The organism is Streptomyces sp. NPDC111744 (genome assembly GCF_055634995.1).
In genome coordinates this window covers 1-14,252 of the sequence record NZ_JBVKCG010000021.1, presented here as the reverse complement: position 1 = coordinate 14,252, position 14,252 = coordinate 1, and the positions used below count along the sequence as shown (strand labels likewise).

Sequence of the window (14,252 nt, the reverse complement as noted above, 5' to 3'; positions counted from 1 at the left end):
CATCGCCGCTTGGGAGCCGAGTTGCCTGCCGCGGGGGCGGAGCCGGCATCCGCCGGTGTTCGAATGTCCTGGCTCTCTGCTTGATCCGGCCGGCGACCTACTGGCTGTCGCCGTCGCATCGGGTTTCGGCGGCTACGCCGTCCGTGGTGAATCCAGCTGCCCGCGAAGACAAGGATCACCGGCTCGGGGGAGGTTCCGGCGTTTGCGCCGCACGCTCCGCCGGAAGTCTGTGAGCCTTCCGGCATGCGTGTATTGCTGATCGAGGACGACGACCGGGTGGCCGGACCGCTGATGGAGGGGCTGCGCCGTTTCGGGTTCACCGTGGAACACGCCAGACGGGGCGCCGACGGCCTCGCCGCGCCGGAGGCGGCGATGGTGCTGCTGGACCTGGGGCTGCCCGACATGGACGGCATTGACGTCTGCCGTTCGCTCCGGGCCCGCTCGGCGGTGCCGATCATCATGATCACTGCCAGGGACGACGAGGTGGACCGGGTGCTCGGTCTGGAGCTGGGTGCGGACGACTATGTCTCGAAGCCGTTCGGCGTACGGGAACTCGTCGCCCGGATCCGGGCCGTCACCCGCCGCACCCGCCTCGCAGGGCCGGACACGCGCCACGACGAGCGGAAGCCGTCGGCCGACCCGGCGCGGCCCGGGATGCCCGACGTCCAGCGGATCGGCCCGCTGGCCATCGACCGCCGCACCCGGCAGGTGCACCTCAATCAGGCGCCGGTCGCCCTTGCCCCCAAGGAGTTCGACCTGCTCACCTGCCTCGCGGAAGACCCCGGAGCCGTCTGCTCCCGCCGGCAGATTCTCGACACGGCGTGGGAGCCGAACTACTTCGGCCCCACCAAGACCCTGGATGTCCACATCGCCGCGCTGCGCCGCAAACTCGGGGACTCCGCCTGGATCGAGAACATCCGCGGAATCGGTTTCCGCCTGGTGTCGCCGGCTCCCGTCGACACCACGTCCGCCACGTCCGCCACGTCCGCGTCGGCCTCGGCGTACGAGGTCGGCGCCACGTCCGCCACGTCCGCGGCGGCGTCGGCGTACGACGGAGGGCCCCGGTGACACGTCGCATCCTGCTCAGCCATCTGAGCCTGATACTGCTCGTCCTGCTCACGCTGGAAGTGCCGTTCGGCGTCTTCTACGCCCGCAGCGAGCTGTCCCGCTTCTCCCGTACGGCGCAGCAGGGGGCGATGACGCTCGCCGCGGTCTGCGAGGAAAGGATGGAGCACGGTCTGGCGGCCGACCTCCCCGGCCTGGCCCGCGCTTACGGGCGGCGAACCGGCAGCCGCGTGCTCGTCGCCGACGAGAAGGGTGTCGTCCTCACCGACACCGCCCTTGCCCTGGTCGGCAAGGACCTGTCCGCCGCGCCGGACATCGCCGACGCGCTGCGCGATCAGCCCGCTGTCGGTACCCGGAGCGACCCGTCCGCAGGTGGCGAAGTCCTGTTCGTCACCGTGCCGGGTGGCTCCGGCGTCGCCGTCCCCTGTGTGGTGCGGACCGTGTACCGGCTCGGCCCGCTCAAGGCGAGGGTCCATGCCACCTGGCTGGCGCTGGCCGCCGTCGGGCTGGGCGTGCTGGCCACCGTCGCCCTGATCGGCTTCGTCCTCGCCCGCTCGATCACCCGCCCGGTGCGGGCCTTGGAACGCGCCACCGCACAACTCGCCGAAGGGCGACTCACCGATCCGCCGGCCACCGATCACGGGCCGCCGGAACTGCGCCGGCTGGCCGCGTCGTTCACGAGGACCGCAACCCGGCTGCAGCACGTGCTCCGGGCTCAGCAGGCGTTCGCCTCCGAGGTGTCGCACCAACTGAGGACCCCGCTGACCTCACTACGCCTGCGCCTGGAGAATTTCGAGCCGCACCTCGCCCCCTGCGCCCAGGACAGCCTCGACACGGCGCTGGCGGAGATGGAGCGGCTCAGTCGTATGGTGCAGGGGCTGCTCGCACTCGCCAGACTGGAGAACTCCGCGATCAGACCGGAGGCGGTCGATCTCGACGCCGTCGTCGCCGACCGCGCGGCCATCTGGACGGCCTTCGCCGACGAACAACACGTCGGCATCGTCGTCTCCGGAGCCACGGCCGTCCGGGTGTGGGCGGTCCCGGGAGCACTGGAGCAGATCATCGACAACCTGCTCTCCAACGCGCTGCGTGTGTCCCCACCGGGAACCGCCATCACTCTGGGCGTCACCACCGCCCCGAAAGACGGCAGCCGCACACCGCCCATGGCCGAGCTGCATGTGATCGACCAGGGTCCCGGCATGACCGAGGCCGAACGGCAGAAGGCCTTCGACCGGTTCTGGAGAGGTTCTGACGCCGACCACGACGGCACGGGCCTCGGCCTGCCGATGGTCCGGCAACTCGTCCGCGCCGGCGGTGGTGAGGTCACCCTGGAGGAAGCTCCCGACGGCGGGCTCGACGCCGTGGTCCGCCTCCCGTACGCCGAGAGCCGCACTCACCAGGAAGGCCTGGGCGCCTCCGTGGACGTCGACTCCACGGGACGCCCGCGTCGCCACACCACCCACGGCGTGGTGTCGGCGGGGATGGCCGTGGGCAGCCGGATCAGAGAAAAGCGGCTGAAGTGACCGAGAAGGGTGAGACAGGTTGCTGTGGCAGCGACCGGCGCCCCCCCTGGGGACCCTCTCGGGATGCGTTCAGGCTCGCGCTGCCAACTTGCCGGTCACGACCGCAGAGCACGTCGTCGGACCGCCCCCTCGTCCCCGTCCGACGGTCGCGCTCGGCGACCTCGCCCTGGTGGCCTCCCTGGCCGCCCAGTTAAGTCTGCGCCGGTATGCGCGCACGGCGCCCGGCCGGCATCGACGTCCCCGAACAGGCGTCCCCCCACTCCCGTGAGAGGGGGCCGTCCTCCTCGGTTCCGGGTCCGGCAGGGGAACACAACGCCGAATTCCGTTGATTGACCGATCCAACCTGGTCACGGGTCTAGGGACGCACCATGCCCCGCGCGTAGTGTGAGACAGCATGGGGGAACTGCGTGCGGACTGGAGACTCAGGCTGCGACGCGAGGACGCGCACGGTCCCATCTGCGGGGCCGGTGTACTCGTCGACCAGCACACGGCGCTGACCTGTGCGCACGTGGTGCGCCACCCGGATGCCGTGATGTGGCTGGAGTTCGCCGAGAACAGCGCGCTGGAGCCGGTGGCCGCACGGGTCATGGCGGGCGGCTGGCTCGAGGAGGGCGAACACGGCGAGGACGTCGCCGTGTTACGGCTGGACAGCCCGCGCCCGCAGGCGCGTCCCGCTCCGCTGGAACCGGTGCCCAGGGCCGGTACGGAGGTGTACGCGACCGGGTACGCGGAGGGCTTCGACGACGGCATGAGCCTGTGGGGCCGCATCGGTGGCGTCACCGGTGAGCAGGTGCAGCTCGACGCCGTCACCAGGGCGGAGGTGGTGCGGGCCGGGTTCAGCGGCGCCGCCGTCTGCACCCGGCCTCGGGAGGGCCGCCCTGCCCGGGTGGTCGGCCTTGTCGTCAGCTGGCGCGGGGACATGGGAGAGCTGCTGCCCGAGGACAACCGGCTCGCCTTCTCGTATCTGATCCCGGTCGACCGCATCGCCGAACTCTCGCCCGTCGTCAAGAAGTTGTGCAGCCCGGACGCCTGGGACCACGGCTTCGAGGAACGGCTGAGCCGATGGTACGACGATCCGGACGAGGACCCGGTGAAGATCACCGTAGTGCCCCCGGGCAGCGGCAAGGACCGCTCGCTGCGCCATCTGCTGCACCGCGCCGACGTCGTCCGTCGCGGCGGCGACAGCAGACCGGACCTCGCCGACCACGCCCTGGGACGGGTCTCCTTCCCGGTCGGCGAGTACCTCGCGTACTGGGACTGGCTGCTCGGCACCGACCGCCGGCCCCCGCGGTCGGCCGATGTCACGCCCGTCCGGCCCGTCACGGTCGTGGTCGACGCCTTCGACGAAGAGCCCCAGCCCGGTCCTCTCCTCGAACTCCTCAGCCGGTTACGGATGCTGGGATTCCGGCTGCTGCTCGTCTTCCGCCACGAGGGCGGCACCGGCTGGAGCGCGGCCCGCGACGAGCTGCTGCGGCCCGCCCTCCTCGACCACGCGGACGCGCTGCTCGGCCGGCTCGAGCTCGCCGAGTTCGGCAACGCCATACGCCGTGACGTCGTCGACAGCGCCTCCCTGGACTCCGTCACCGAGACGGCCGACCTGCGCCGCGCCGAGCTCCGCCGGATCGGCGCGTTACGGGAACCGCAGCAGCAGCTCACCCGACTGCGCTCGCTGCTCAGGACCCTGCGCACCGACCTGGACCGCCAGGGAGGCCGGTGATGCGGGGCGCCGCCCGGACCGAGCCCGGCAATGAGGGCGATGGGAGGACGACCGGCTGCCCGCACCGGAGCTTCGACGGATCCCCCTGCAAGGGCTCCGTACTGCCCACCGGCTGGTGTGACCAGTGCGGCCGCGCGGAGCAGGGTCCAGGACTGCCCGCCCTGCCCGAGGACCCGCGGGACTTCGGCCCCCATGACCTGCTGGCGCTCCCCGACCGCACGCCCCGCCCTGCCGAGGCACGCCTCGTCCGTGCGCAGACGCCGCTGCGCATCCGGATGGGCTGTTCGGCCGCCGACTGCGGTATCACCTTCGCCCCGCCCTACACCGAGGGCCCGGTGCCCGTCACGGGGTACTGCCCGGCGTGCGGCGAGCGTTACTCGTACGAACCGGAGCTCACCGAGGGCGAGTTGCTGCGCGACCAGTACCGGATCATGGGGCCGATCGCGCACGGCGGCCAGGGCTGGGTCTACCTCGCCGAGGACACCCATCTCGGGGACGTCGTCGCCGTCAAGGGTCTGCTCAACCGGTACGAGCACGACGGCGCCCGGCTCGCCGACGTCGAGCGCCGCAACCTGGTCGCCATGCGCCACCCCCGGATCGTCCAGATCCGCGACTTCGTCGCCCGCGGCGACAGCACCGGGGAGATCACCGGCGGCTACATCGTCATGGACGACGTCGGCGACGGCACCCTGGAGAAGGTCGTCGAGGAGACCCGGCGGGGCGAGTCGGTCCTCGACATCGAGCACGTGGCGGCGTACGGCTGTCAGATCCTCGAAGCCCTGGTGCACCTGCACGCCGGCGGTGAACGGGTCTTCGTCTACGGCGACATGAAGCCCTCGAACGTCGTGCACCACGGGAACGGCGTCAAGGTCATCGACCTCGGCGGTATGCGCGAGGAGGGCCAGAGCCGGCCGCCCGCCCACGTCACCAGCGACTACATGGCGCCCGAGATCGCGTTCTCCGGTCTGCCCACCGTCGCCCACGACCTGCACACCGTCGGCGTCACCCTGCGGGAACTCGCCCACTGGGCCGTCGACAAGGTGCCGGGCCTCGGCACCGGCTCCTTCTGGCAGGTCGTCGAGCGCGCCGTGCGGACCGACCCCGGCCTGCGCTTCGCCGACGCCCGCGAGATGGCCGGCCAACTGCGGGGCGCACTGCGGGAGATCAGGGCCCTGCGCGGCAAGAGCGACCCGCCCGAGCCCTCTGACCACTTCCGTCCGTCCCCGCAGCTGCTCGGCGCCCGGCTCGGCACGGTGCCGGGCATCGAGCACTGGCTGGGGCGGCCCCGCCGCGACCGTTACGAGCCGCCGGTGGCCCCGGCCCTCGACCTCGGCACCCCCACGCCCACCGAGATCGCCGGCTGTCTGCCGGTGCCGCGGCGCTATCCGGGCGACCCGCAGACGGCGCGGTTCGAGGTGAGCAGCGGTTACGACCCCGGGCTGCTCCTCGACCAGGAGGACGAGAAGCCGGCGTCGGTGGAGATCTGTCTGCACAACGTGCGCGTCCTGCTGGCCCGGAACACCAGGGACGATCTGGAACTGGCCCAGGCGGAACTCGACACCGCCGACTCCATCCCCGGTCCGTCCGCGGTGCGCCGCTGGCGGCTGGAGTGGCACCGCGCGCTGCTCGCGCTGCGCCACGCCGGTCTCTACCACAACCCCCAGCAGGTCGCCGAGGCCCAGGCCCACTTCCTGCGGGTCCTCCACGAACTGCCCGGCGAGTACGCCCCCAAACTGGCCCTCGCCTACTGCCGGGAGCGGCTCGGCGACCACGGCAACGGGCCCAGCGCCAGGGAGCTGTACGAGGCGGTGTTCGCCCGCAACCCCGCGCACGGCGGCGCTGCCCTGGGCCTGGCCAGGCTGGCGCTGCGCGCGGGCGACCGGCGAGCGGCCCTCGACGTCCTCGGCCGGGTCCGGGCCGGCACCCTGGACCACACCGTGGCCCGGATCGCCTCCCTGCGGATCCGCGCGGCCCGCCTGCCCGGTGACGCCGGAGCGCCCCCGAGGAATTTCGATCCGCTGCCCGCGCCCGCCGAGGTCGACGCGGCGCTGGCCGAACTGCCCGGCCTGGTGGGCCGCGGACCGGGCGCCGGCGAGCCGAGCCTGTCCGAGGACGAGGCGCTGCGGCTGAGGACCGAGCTGCACGAATGGAAACTGGACGCGCTGCACCACCAGAGCGACCGGGCCGGCGCTCCGGGCGCGGGCGCCGGCCGGCTCGACGCCCGCCGGCTCAGACGCCTGCCCCCGCCGGAGCGCGAGCAGCGCAGGCGGATGGAGTCGCTCTACCGGCAACTGGCGGCGCGGCACCGGGAATCGGCCGCCACCCACGAACACCTCGTGGACCTCGTCCACGCGGTACGCCCGCAGACCCGCGTGTGACCGCACGACACGACGGAACCGCCCGACATGAGCGGGACCGCACAACACACGAAAGGACCGCACAGCACGAAGGGACCGCACAACATGACGGGACCCCCAGCACGAAAGGACCGCACAGCACGGAGAGACCGCACAACATGACGGGACCGCGCAGCACCAGGGGACTGCGCAGCATGACGGGACCGCACGCGCGGAGGGACCGCACAGCACCAGGGGACTGCGCAGCTTGACGGGACCGCGCAGCACGGAGGGCCCGCGCAGCACAAAGGGACTGCGCAGCATGACGGGACCGCACAGCACGACGGACCGATCAGCACGACGGGATCGATCGGCAGGCACCGGGGACGCGGTGTGCATGGGGACGAAGCGAAGGAGCGGTGACGCAGGACATGAGCAGCCACACCCGGCCGCCGCAGCCGGGCATCCGACTCCACGTCGACCTCGACGGCGAGCTGCGCCCGCACCGCAGCGCTAAGATCGAGGCCCATCTGCGGGTCGACGTGTCCGCCGACGGCGCCCCCAATGATCTGCCCGCCGTCGAACTCGCGGTGATCATCGCGGTGGACGTCGCCGAGTCCAACCGGGCGGCCGTACGGCACGCTCTGCCGGCCGCGCTGCGCGCCCTGCCCGACCGGATCTCCTTCGCCGTGCTCGGCAGCGGCCCCGAGCCGGTCCGGTGCTATCCGCTCGGCGACGACGAGTGGGCCGTCGCCGACCAGAACCAGCGGCGCCGGGCCGCGTTCGCCGCGGGCTCGCTGCCGCTGCACCGGGACGGTCCGCGGCCCGCCGGGTACGCCCCGTGGGCGGCCAGGGCGCGGGCCCTGCTCGCCGGCCGCCCACTGTCCGTGCGGCATCTGATGCTGATAACCGACGGCAGCAGCGCGGCCGGCGAGACCCGTCTGGAGGCGGAACTGGACGTCTGCGCCGGGGAATTCACCTGCGATGTGTTCGCGGTGGGCACCGAATGGGCGCCCGATCCGCTGCTCACCCTCGCCGAACGGCTGCACGGCACCGCCCAGTTCGTGGACGAGGGGCTGGGCCGGGCGGTCACGGACGCCGTCGCTCGTCTGCGCCGGGTGCCCACACCCCAACTGCCGATCGAGGTGACCCTGCGGCCCTCCGTGCGCCAGGTCTCGCTCAGCGAGAAGGCGCCCCGGCCGCACCGCCTCGTCGGGCTGCCCCGGCCCGGCCGGTCGCACTGCTGGAGCTTCCCCACCCACCAGTGGGAGCAGGGCAGCCGCGACTACCTGCTCACCCTGGTCGCGGGCGCCGACGACGACCCGCTGGAGACCGAGCTGCAGTTCGCCATGGTCTCCATCGGCGACGTCCATGCGCCCGTCGTCGCCCGCTGGCACCTCCCTGGGCAGTCCGCGCCGCCCGCCCCGGCGGGCGGCGGCAGCGTGCGCAGCCTCCACGCCACCGCCCGGATGCGCGGCGCGCTGCGCGAGGGGCTCACCGCCCTCCAGGAGCACCGGCCCGACACCGCCCGGGAGTGCCTGGGGCAGGCGGCGCGGCTGGCCGCGCGGTTCGGCACGGACTGGGTGCTGGACGAGATCCGAACGGTCGCCGACATCGAGGACGCGGCCTCGGGGCGGATCCGGCTGCGCGCCGTCGACGCCGGCGCCCTCGGCCCGATGATCCTGCGGGCCGGCTCGCGTCCCGGCGTCCCACTGGACGACGCCGTCGACGCACCCCCGGGCCCGCGCTGCGGCACCTGCCGCAACCGAGCGGGGAGCGAGGCCCGTTACTGCATCGCCTGTGGGGAGAAGCTGCTGTGACAACCGTACGGACGTCCTTCCTACGGCGGTACTCCCCCGCCGCGTTCTGGCGCGGGCGGCTCGGTCACTGGCGGACCCGCCGACTGCTGGAGACGCATCTGCTGGTGCTGTTCCTGTGTGCGGCCGTGGCCTCGACCGCCCTGTTCTTCTCCTACCGGCAGACCGAGCGCGGGGCCGCCGCCCTCGCCGCCCGTGAGGCGCCGGCCGTGCAGGGGCTCGCCGCGACCCGGCTGGCGGCGCTGCGGGCCGACCAGGAGGCCCACGCGCTGGTGCGGACGCACCTGGTCGACGTGGCGGGCTCGGGCGAGACCTACCGGTCCCAGCTCTCCGCCGCCGACCAGGGCCTGTCCCGGATCGCCGACCGCACGGACCAGGACCTCGGCACGGTCAACGGTCTGCTCGCCACCTACGGCAACTCGCTCAACCTCGGTACGTCCATGTACCGCGACCAGCCGCTGATGCGGGAGCAGAAACTCGACGAGGCGGACTCGCTGCTCACCCGCAGCACGGTCGGGCTCGCGCCCCGCCTCGACGCGCTGCAACGGGTCCAGCTGCGGCACGCCAAGGCCACCGCCACCATGGGGCGGTGGCGGCGGCCCGGCTGGTGGCTCGCCGAACTCGCCCTGGCCGCACTCGCGTTGACCCTGCTCTCGGCGCTGTTCGTGCTGCGCGACCGGTGCGGCCGCGACTGGAACCCGTATCTGCTCGCGGCCTTCGTCATCACCGTGCTGCTCGCGGTGTTCCCGCTGATGACGACGTCCGCCACCGAGGACCGCCTGGACCGAGCGCTCGGGGATCTCGGCCGGATCACCGAGGTGTCCCGGCACACCGGCCCGGGGCTGGCCACGGCGCAGCAGACTGTCGCGCAGAAGTCGGACGAGGTCCGGCAGGAACTCACCGACGGTGGCTGGACCGACCGGATGTACCGGGGCACGGTCGTCGGCGGCCTGCTGGTCGTCGTCCTGCCCGCGCTGGGCCTCGGGCTCCGGCTCGACAGCGACTACTGGAGGCGGCGATGACCCGGCGGTTCAAGCTACTGGTCGTACTCGTGGTCATGCTGTTGATCGCGGCCGTCGGGGTGGTGGTGGCCTGGGCACGGCACGACGACGGGGAGCCGGTGACCATTCTCGGAACCTGGACCGGTGAGCAGGCGGAGCAGTTCGAGTCCGTGCTGCGGGACTTCGGCATTCCCTTCCACTACCAGGGCACCGCGGCCCAGCGCGAGGTGCTGCTCTCCAAGGTGCAGTCGGGAGAGCCCCCGGACATCGTGATCATGCCGGGCATCGGTGAACTCGCCGAGTACGCCGACCAGAACCGCCTCAAACCGCTGAACGGGCTCTACGACCCACAGCAGTACGGCGCCCCCTGGAACGCGACCGGCATCTCCTCCTCGTCCGCGTACTGGGTGCCGGTCAAGGCGGACCTGAAGAGCATCGTCTGGTACCGCCAGGACGAGAAGCCCGCCGACTCGCCCGCACCACTGGCGAGTTGGTGCATCGGCATGGGTGACGACGGCGCCTCCGGCTGGCCCGGCACCGACTGGATCGAGGACCTCGTGCTGCAACGGGCGGGCCCGGCCGGCTACGAGCCGTGGGCGCTGGGCACCGGCGGGAAGAAGTGGTGGCAGAGCGCCGCGGTGCGTTCCGCCTGGGAGGCCTGGGCCGGTCTGCTCGGGCAGGACCGGACCAGGGCCCGGCACGCCCTGCTCACCGACCATCGCGGTGCTCCGGACAGCGACGGGCTGCTGTTCGACGGCTGGGGCGGATGCGGTCTGGAGCACCAGGGTTCCTTCGCGCGTTCCTTCTACAAGAACGAGGCGCGGCACGCGGACCTGACGGACTCCGCTCCGCTGCTGCCCGGCGGCGGCCCGGTCCGGGCCCACGAGGTGACCGGGGACTTCGCGGCCCTGTTCAGCGACAACTACCGGGCACGTGAGCTGATCCGGCGGCTGGCCTCCAAGGACGGCCAGCAGGAGTGGGCCCGCTCGGCGGACTTCTTCTCGGCGAACCGGCAGGTGACCCCGCAGAACCACCCGGCCGAACGCAGGATCGCGGCACGGCTCCGCGAGGGCCCGCGCTGCCTGGACGCCTCGGACGTCATGGCACCCGCCGTACGGGACGCCTTCTACGAGGCCGTCCTGCAGACCATCGCCAGGGTCGCCGCCGGCCAGGGCCCCGGCATCCCGGGCCTCCTCCGGGACCTCCAGCGGGTTCAGGACGCACAGGGCACCCCTGGCAGAGCGGCACCGCGGTCGGTGTGCAGCCCCCAGTGAACAACCGGCCGCCGGTCGCCCAGTAGTGCTTGGTCAGGTTCATTCGCTGGTGGCGTGTCCGTTTGATCGGGTGTGTCCGCGACCGGGTGTGCTGGGCGGGGAGTTGGCCGCGGTCCGGTGTGATCTGGCGGACTTCGCGGCAGAGGTGTTCGAGCCGTTCGCGCGGGCGGATCAACGCCGGTGGGGTCAGGTGTACCTGCGAGGACTGCCGCTGGACGGGCGGCGCAAGTCGGTGGAGCCGATGGCCGCCCGGCTGGGCGAGGACGGCAACCGGCAGGCCCTGGCCCCCCCCCGTGCGGCGGCGCCCTCAGCCCTTCGGCGTCGCCCGGTAGGGGCGGAAGAACGCGCGTGGCTCCTCCGCGTAGAGCTCGGGCTCCTCGAACGGAGCGAAGTGACCGCCGCGCGCGGGCTCCGTCACGTACACCACGTTCGTCGTGCACTCGAGCCATGCCCGCGGCGGGCGATGATGGCCCAAACGCCGGGCCTGCCCGAGCAGTTGATCGGCGCCGCCCCGGACCTCTTCTTCGGCCACTTTCTCGACCTGTGGACCCGCGACCCCTCGGCGGTCCCCGCCGACGTCCGCGCCGCCCTCGGCCACGACGCGGCCGCGCTGTGGCGGGCCTGCGCGCCGGACCTGGAGCACCACACGGTGAGCTGTGGGCACTTCATGGCGGAGGAAGCGCCGGACGAGCTCACCTCCGCGCTGCGCAAGCTGCTGACCCGTTGCCCGGCACGACCGGGTGGTGGACACGTTCTCCAGCCTCGGTCTTCCATGGAGGCCACGGAGTCGTGGTGAGCGGCGGCCCGGCACCGCCGGGGTGCCGGGCCGCCCGGGAACGCGCCTCAGGCCTTTTTGAGGGTGACGTCCTGCTGCTGGAGGGCGTGGAAGGACGGCAGCGGCAGGCCGCCCTGGGGGCGCAGCTCCATGATCGTGGCCTCGACATGGGCCGCACCGGTCTTCAGCTTCTCCGAGATCACCTTGCCGCTGTTCTCCCAGTGATGCTTGGCGCCGTCGCACACGGCACGGGTGCCGCCGACGCCGTGGCGGTAGTTCGGCGAGTCCTGGCTGACCGACGAGCTGACGAACACGGGGCCCGCGGCATCGGTGCAGGTGTAGGTGCCGGAGAGGGTGACCGTGCCGTCGTCGGCGAGACGGCCGGTGGGGTCGACGGTGACGGACTCGGTGGGGGCGGCGGTCGCGGGGGCGACGGCGGCGCAGAGCAGGGCGGCGGAACCGAGGGCCGCGGCGAGGACGGGGCGTAGGGGCATGACATCCTTCCCAGGTCGTGGGTGGGGCATGCCCTGGATACCGGGCGCCCGGCCCGGGAAGCGTGACCGTCACTCCTTCGGTGGCGCGTCCCACCGGTCCGTCCTGGCCGTGCGGCGGTCGTCGTGGGAGCGTCCGCGAGTTGTCCGCGTGTTGTCACAGGTCGCGACCGGAGGTTCCACGGCGTTCACGACAGGAGCATGGTCTGGTCATGCCGGTCGGCGACCGCGCCGGAGGCAGACCCGTGGAGGTGCGCCATGTGTTCCCACCAGTTCCCGAGCGCGACGGCCGACCGCGGCCTCCCGCACATCGTCGCCGCCCACCCCGAGCAGGGCTGGACCCTGCTGTGCGACGGGGCGATCGTCTTCGACGACACGGGCGAGCTGCACGCCGACGGCAGCGTGGTCGAGCCGCACCGCGGCCCGGCCGGCCGGCTCTCCGTCGCCGCCTGACCCGGCTCCCGGACACCCCTGGGTGCACGGCCGCCGGCCTGCCCGCCGGTCCCTTCGACGCGCCCCGGCCGCCGCCCGCGGGCGGTCCCCGGAATCCTGACTCACGTTCAGGCGCGTATCCAAGGTGACCAGCAGCGATGCCGGGGACCTAAAATGATCAACGTGTCCGAGCAACACGCCCCGAGGTCCCTCATCGTCACGCTCTACGGCGCGTACGGCCGCTTCCTGCCCGGCCCGGTGCCCGTGGCCGAGCTGATCCGGCTGCTGGCCGCCGTCGGCGTGGACGCCCCCTCCGTACGGTCGTCGGTGTCCCGGCTGAAACGCCGCGGGCTGCTGGCGCCGGCCCGCACCGCACAGGGCGCCGCCGGCTACGAACTCTCCGCCGAAGCACGGCAGTTGCTCGACGACGGCGACCGCCGGGTGTACGCGGGGGCGCCGCCGGAGGACGCGGGCTGGGTGCTCGCGGTGTTCTCGGTGCCCGAGTCGGAACGGCAGAAGCGGCACGTGCTGCGCTCCCGGCTCGCCGGACTCGGCTTCGGCACGGCCGCCCCCGGGGTGTGGATCGCCCCGGCCCGGCTGTTCGAGGAGACCCGGCACACCCTGCGCCGGCTCGGCCTCGATCCGTACGTGGATTTCTTCCGCGGTGAGCATCTCGGGTTCGCGCCCACCGCCGAGGCGGTCGCCCGTTGGTGGGACCTGACGGCGATCGCCAAGGCGCACGAGCAGTTCCTCGACGCCCATGAGCCGGTGCTGCGCGACTGGGAGCACCGGACGGACACCGCGCCCGAGGACGCCTACCGGGACTATCTCCGCGCCCTCGACTCCTGGCGCCATCTGCCGTACACCGATCCCGGGCTGCCGACGAGCCTGCTGCCCGCGGACTGGCCGGGCACCCGTTCGGCCGCCGTCTTCCGGGCGCTGCACGAGCGGCTTCGGGATGCGGGCGGTGCCTTCGTCGGTCTGTGAACAGACCGACGATTGCGAAATGTTCATTGCACGGCCCCGTGACCTCTTGCATACCACGCGTCACTCAGCTAACCCTCAGCTTCCTTGACCACTCCTCTCAGATTTCTTACCTACTCTTCGACAGGTCGTACGCGAGCTTGACGAGACGGTAAGGAAGAGGTCTGTTGCGCATGACCACCACGCCAAGGGCTCAGGGGGCCACGGTCTGGCTGACAGGGCTGCCGAGCGCGGGCAAGACGACGATCGCCCGGCTGCTGGGCGATCGGCTCAAGGCCCAGGGACATCGCGTGGAGGTTCTCGACGGCGACGAGATACGCCGCTTCCTCTCGGTCGGCCTCGGCTTCTCCCGGGAGGACCGCAACACCAATGTGCAGCGCATCGGACTGGTCTCCGAGGTGCTCGCGCGCAACGGCGTGCTCTCCGTGGTCCCGGTCATCGCCCCCTACGCCGACAGCCGCGAGGCGGTCCGCAACCGGCACGAGAAGAGCGGCACGCCGTACCTGGAGGTACATGTCGCGACCCCCGTCGAGGTGTGCAACGAGCGGGATGTGAAGGGCCTGTACGCCAGGCAGGCCGCGGGTGAGCTGACCGGGCTGACCGGTGTCGACGACCCGTACGAGCCACCCGCCGACCCGGCGCTGGTGCTGCACACCCAGGACCAGACCCCGCAGGAGTCGGCGGACGCGGTGCACGCGCTGCTGGTGGAGCGAGGGCTGGCATGAGCACCTTCACGCTGTCCCACCTGGACGCGCTGGAGTCCGAGGCGGTCCATGTCTTGCGTGAGGTGGCGGGCGAGTTCGAACGGCCGGTGATCCTGTTCTCCGGCGGCAAGGA

The 14,252-nt window shown here is 72.4% G+C and carries 11 protein-coding genes and 4 pseudogenes; 13 read left to right on the top strand and 2 right to left on the bottom strand.

All coding sequences use genetic code 11. The features are described 5' to 3' along the window. Positions 1-243: 243 nt before the first annotated feature. The 8 genes and pseudogenes from ACZ7OO_RS34020 to ACZ7OO_RS33985 form a co-directional block, all read left to right on the top strand. On the top strand, positions 244-1,068 hold the full coding sequence (locus ACZ7OO_RS34020; RefSeq protein ID WP_471510810.1) for a response regulator transcription factor: 825 nt from the start codon (positions 244-246) through the stop codon (positions 1,066-1,068). Beyond that, positions 1,065-2,588: a sensor histidine kinase gene (locus ACZ7OO_RS34015; RefSeq protein WP_471510808.1), complete on the top strand. Its 1,524-nt coding sequence runs from the start codon at positions 1,065-1,067 to the stop codon at positions 2,586-2,588. The genes ACZ7OO_RS34020 and ACZ7OO_RS34015 overlap by 4 nt, the downstream gene beginning before the upstream one ends. 394 nt (positions 2,589-2,982) lie before the next feature. After that, the gene (locus ACZ7OO_RS34010) at positions 2,983-4,305 is read left to right on the top strand and encodes a S1 family peptidase (RefSeq protein WP_471510806.1); all 1,323 of its coding nucleotides are present in this window, start codon (positions 2,983-2,985) and stop codon (positions 4,303-4,305) included. Beyond that, positions 4,305-6,683, top strand: a complete 2,379-nt coding sequence (locus ACZ7OO_RS34005) for a serine/threonine protein kinase (RefSeq protein ID WP_471510804.1) — start codon at positions 4,305-4,307, stop codon at positions 6,681-6,683. The genes ACZ7OO_RS34010 and ACZ7OO_RS34005 overlap by 1 nt, the downstream gene beginning before the upstream one ends. A gap of 389 nt (positions 6,684-7,072) precedes the next feature. Beyond that, complete coding sequence (locus ACZ7OO_RS34000; protein WP_471510802.1) at positions 7,073-8,461, top strand: vWA domain-containing protein; 1,389 nt, start codon at positions 7,073-7,075, stop codon at positions 8,459-8,461. Continuing rightward, on the top strand, positions 8,458-9,480 hold the full coding sequence (locus ACZ7OO_RS33995) for a hypothetical protein (RefSeq protein ID WP_471510800.1): 1,023 nt from the start codon (positions 8,458-8,460) through the stop codon (positions 9,478-9,480). The genes ACZ7OO_RS34000 and ACZ7OO_RS33995 overlap by 4 nt, the downstream gene beginning before the upstream one ends. Further along, positions 9,477-10,733, top strand: a complete 1,257-nt coding sequence (locus ACZ7OO_RS33990) for an extracellular solute-binding protein (protein WP_471510798.1) — start codon at positions 9,477-9,479, stop codon at positions 10,731-10,733. The genes ACZ7OO_RS33995 and ACZ7OO_RS33990 overlap by 4 nt, the downstream gene beginning before the upstream one ends. Positions 10,734-10,821: 88 nt before the next feature. Next, positions 10,822-11,019, top strand: a pseudogene (locus ACZ7OO_RS33985) (transposase); the annotation flags it as partial. 21 nt (positions 11,020-11,040) lie between these two features. Here the strand turns inward: ACZ7OO_RS33985 and ACZ7OO_RS33980 are convergent. Next, positions 11,041-11,196: pseudogene (locus tag ACZ7OO_RS33980) on the bottom strand (epoxide hydrolase); the annotation flags it as partial. Here ACZ7OO_RS33980 and ACZ7OO_RS33975 point away from each other — a divergent pair. After that, positions 11,197-11,529: pseudogene (locus ACZ7OO_RS33975) on the top strand (hypothetical protein); the annotation flags it as partial. It abuts the pseudogene before it with no gap. A 47-nt stretch (positions 11,530-11,576) separates the two neighbouring features. Here the strand turns inward: ACZ7OO_RS33975 and ACZ7OO_RS33970 are convergent. Continuing rightward, positions 11,577-12,002 (bottom strand): DUF6299 family protein, encoded by a 426-nt coding sequence (locus ACZ7OO_RS33970; protein WP_471510796.1) that lies wholly within the window; start codon positions 12,000-12,002, stop codon positions 11,577-11,579. 255 nt (positions 12,003-12,257) lie between these two features. Between ACZ7OO_RS33970 and ACZ7OO_RS33965 the strand changes: the two genes are divergently transcribed. The 4 genes and pseudogenes from ACZ7OO_RS33965 to ACZ7OO_RS33950 form a co-directional block, all read left to right on the top strand. Then, on the top strand, positions 12,258-12,452 hold the full coding sequence (locus ACZ7OO_RS33965; protein WP_352225444.1) for a DUF5999 family protein: 195 nt from the start codon (positions 12,258-12,260) through the stop codon (positions 12,450-12,452). A gap of 153 nt (positions 12,453-12,605) precedes the next feature. After that, positions 12,606-13,418, top strand: a complete 813-nt coding sequence (locus ACZ7OO_RS33960) for a PaaX family transcriptional regulator (protein ID WP_471510794.1) — start codon at positions 12,606-12,608, stop codon at positions 13,416-13,418. A 170-nt stretch (positions 13,419-13,588) separates the two neighbouring features. Beyond that, positions 13,589-14,140 (top strand): adenylyl-sulfate kinase, encoded by a 552-nt coding sequence (gene cysC / locus ACZ7OO_RS33955; protein ID WP_471510792.1) that lies wholly within the window; start codon positions 13,589-13,591, stop codon positions 14,138-14,140. Beyond that, positions 14,137-14,252, top strand: a pseudogene (locus ACZ7OO_RS33950) (sulfate adenylyltransferase subunit CysD); the annotation flags it as partial. The gene cysC and the pseudogene ACZ7OO_RS33950, both read left to right, overlap by 4 nt.

Coding starts and splice junctions, on each gene's coding strand:
- ACZ7OO_RS34020 (WP_471510810.1), top strand. CDS start 244: ATGCGTGTATTGCTGATCGAGGACGACGACCGGGTGGCCGGACCGCTG.
- ACZ7OO_RS34010 (WP_471510806.1), top strand. CDS start 2,983: ATGGGGGAACTGCGTGCGGACTGGAGACTCAGGCTGCGACGCGAGGAC.
- ACZ7OO_RS33960 (WP_471510794.1), top strand. CDS start 12,606: ATGATCAACGTGTCCGAGCAACACGCCCCGAGGTCCCTCATCGTCACG.
- ACZ7OO_RS33965 (WP_352225444.1), top strand. CDS start 12,258: ATGTGTTCCCACCAGTTCCCGAGCGCGACGGCCGACCGCGGCCTCCCG.
- ACZ7OO_RS33970 (WP_471510796.1), bottom strand. CDS start 12,002: ATGCCCCTACGCCCCGTCCTCGCCGCGGCCCTCGGTTCCGCCGCCCTG.
- cysC (WP_471510792.1), top strand. CDS start 13,589: ATGACCACCACGCCAAGGGCTCAGGGGGCCACGGTCTGGCTGACAGGG.
- ACZ7OO_RS34005 (WP_471510804.1), top strand. CDS start 4,305: ATGCGGGGCGCCGCCCGGACCGAGCCCGGCAATGAGGGCGATGGGAGG.
- ACZ7OO_RS34000 (WP_471510802.1), top strand. CDS start 7,073: ATGAGCAGCCACACCCGGCCGCCGCAGCCGGGCATCCGACTCCACGTC.
- ACZ7OO_RS33990 (WP_471510798.1), top strand. CDS start 9,477: ATGACCCGGCGGTTCAAGCTACTGGTCGTACTCGTGGTCATGCTGTTG.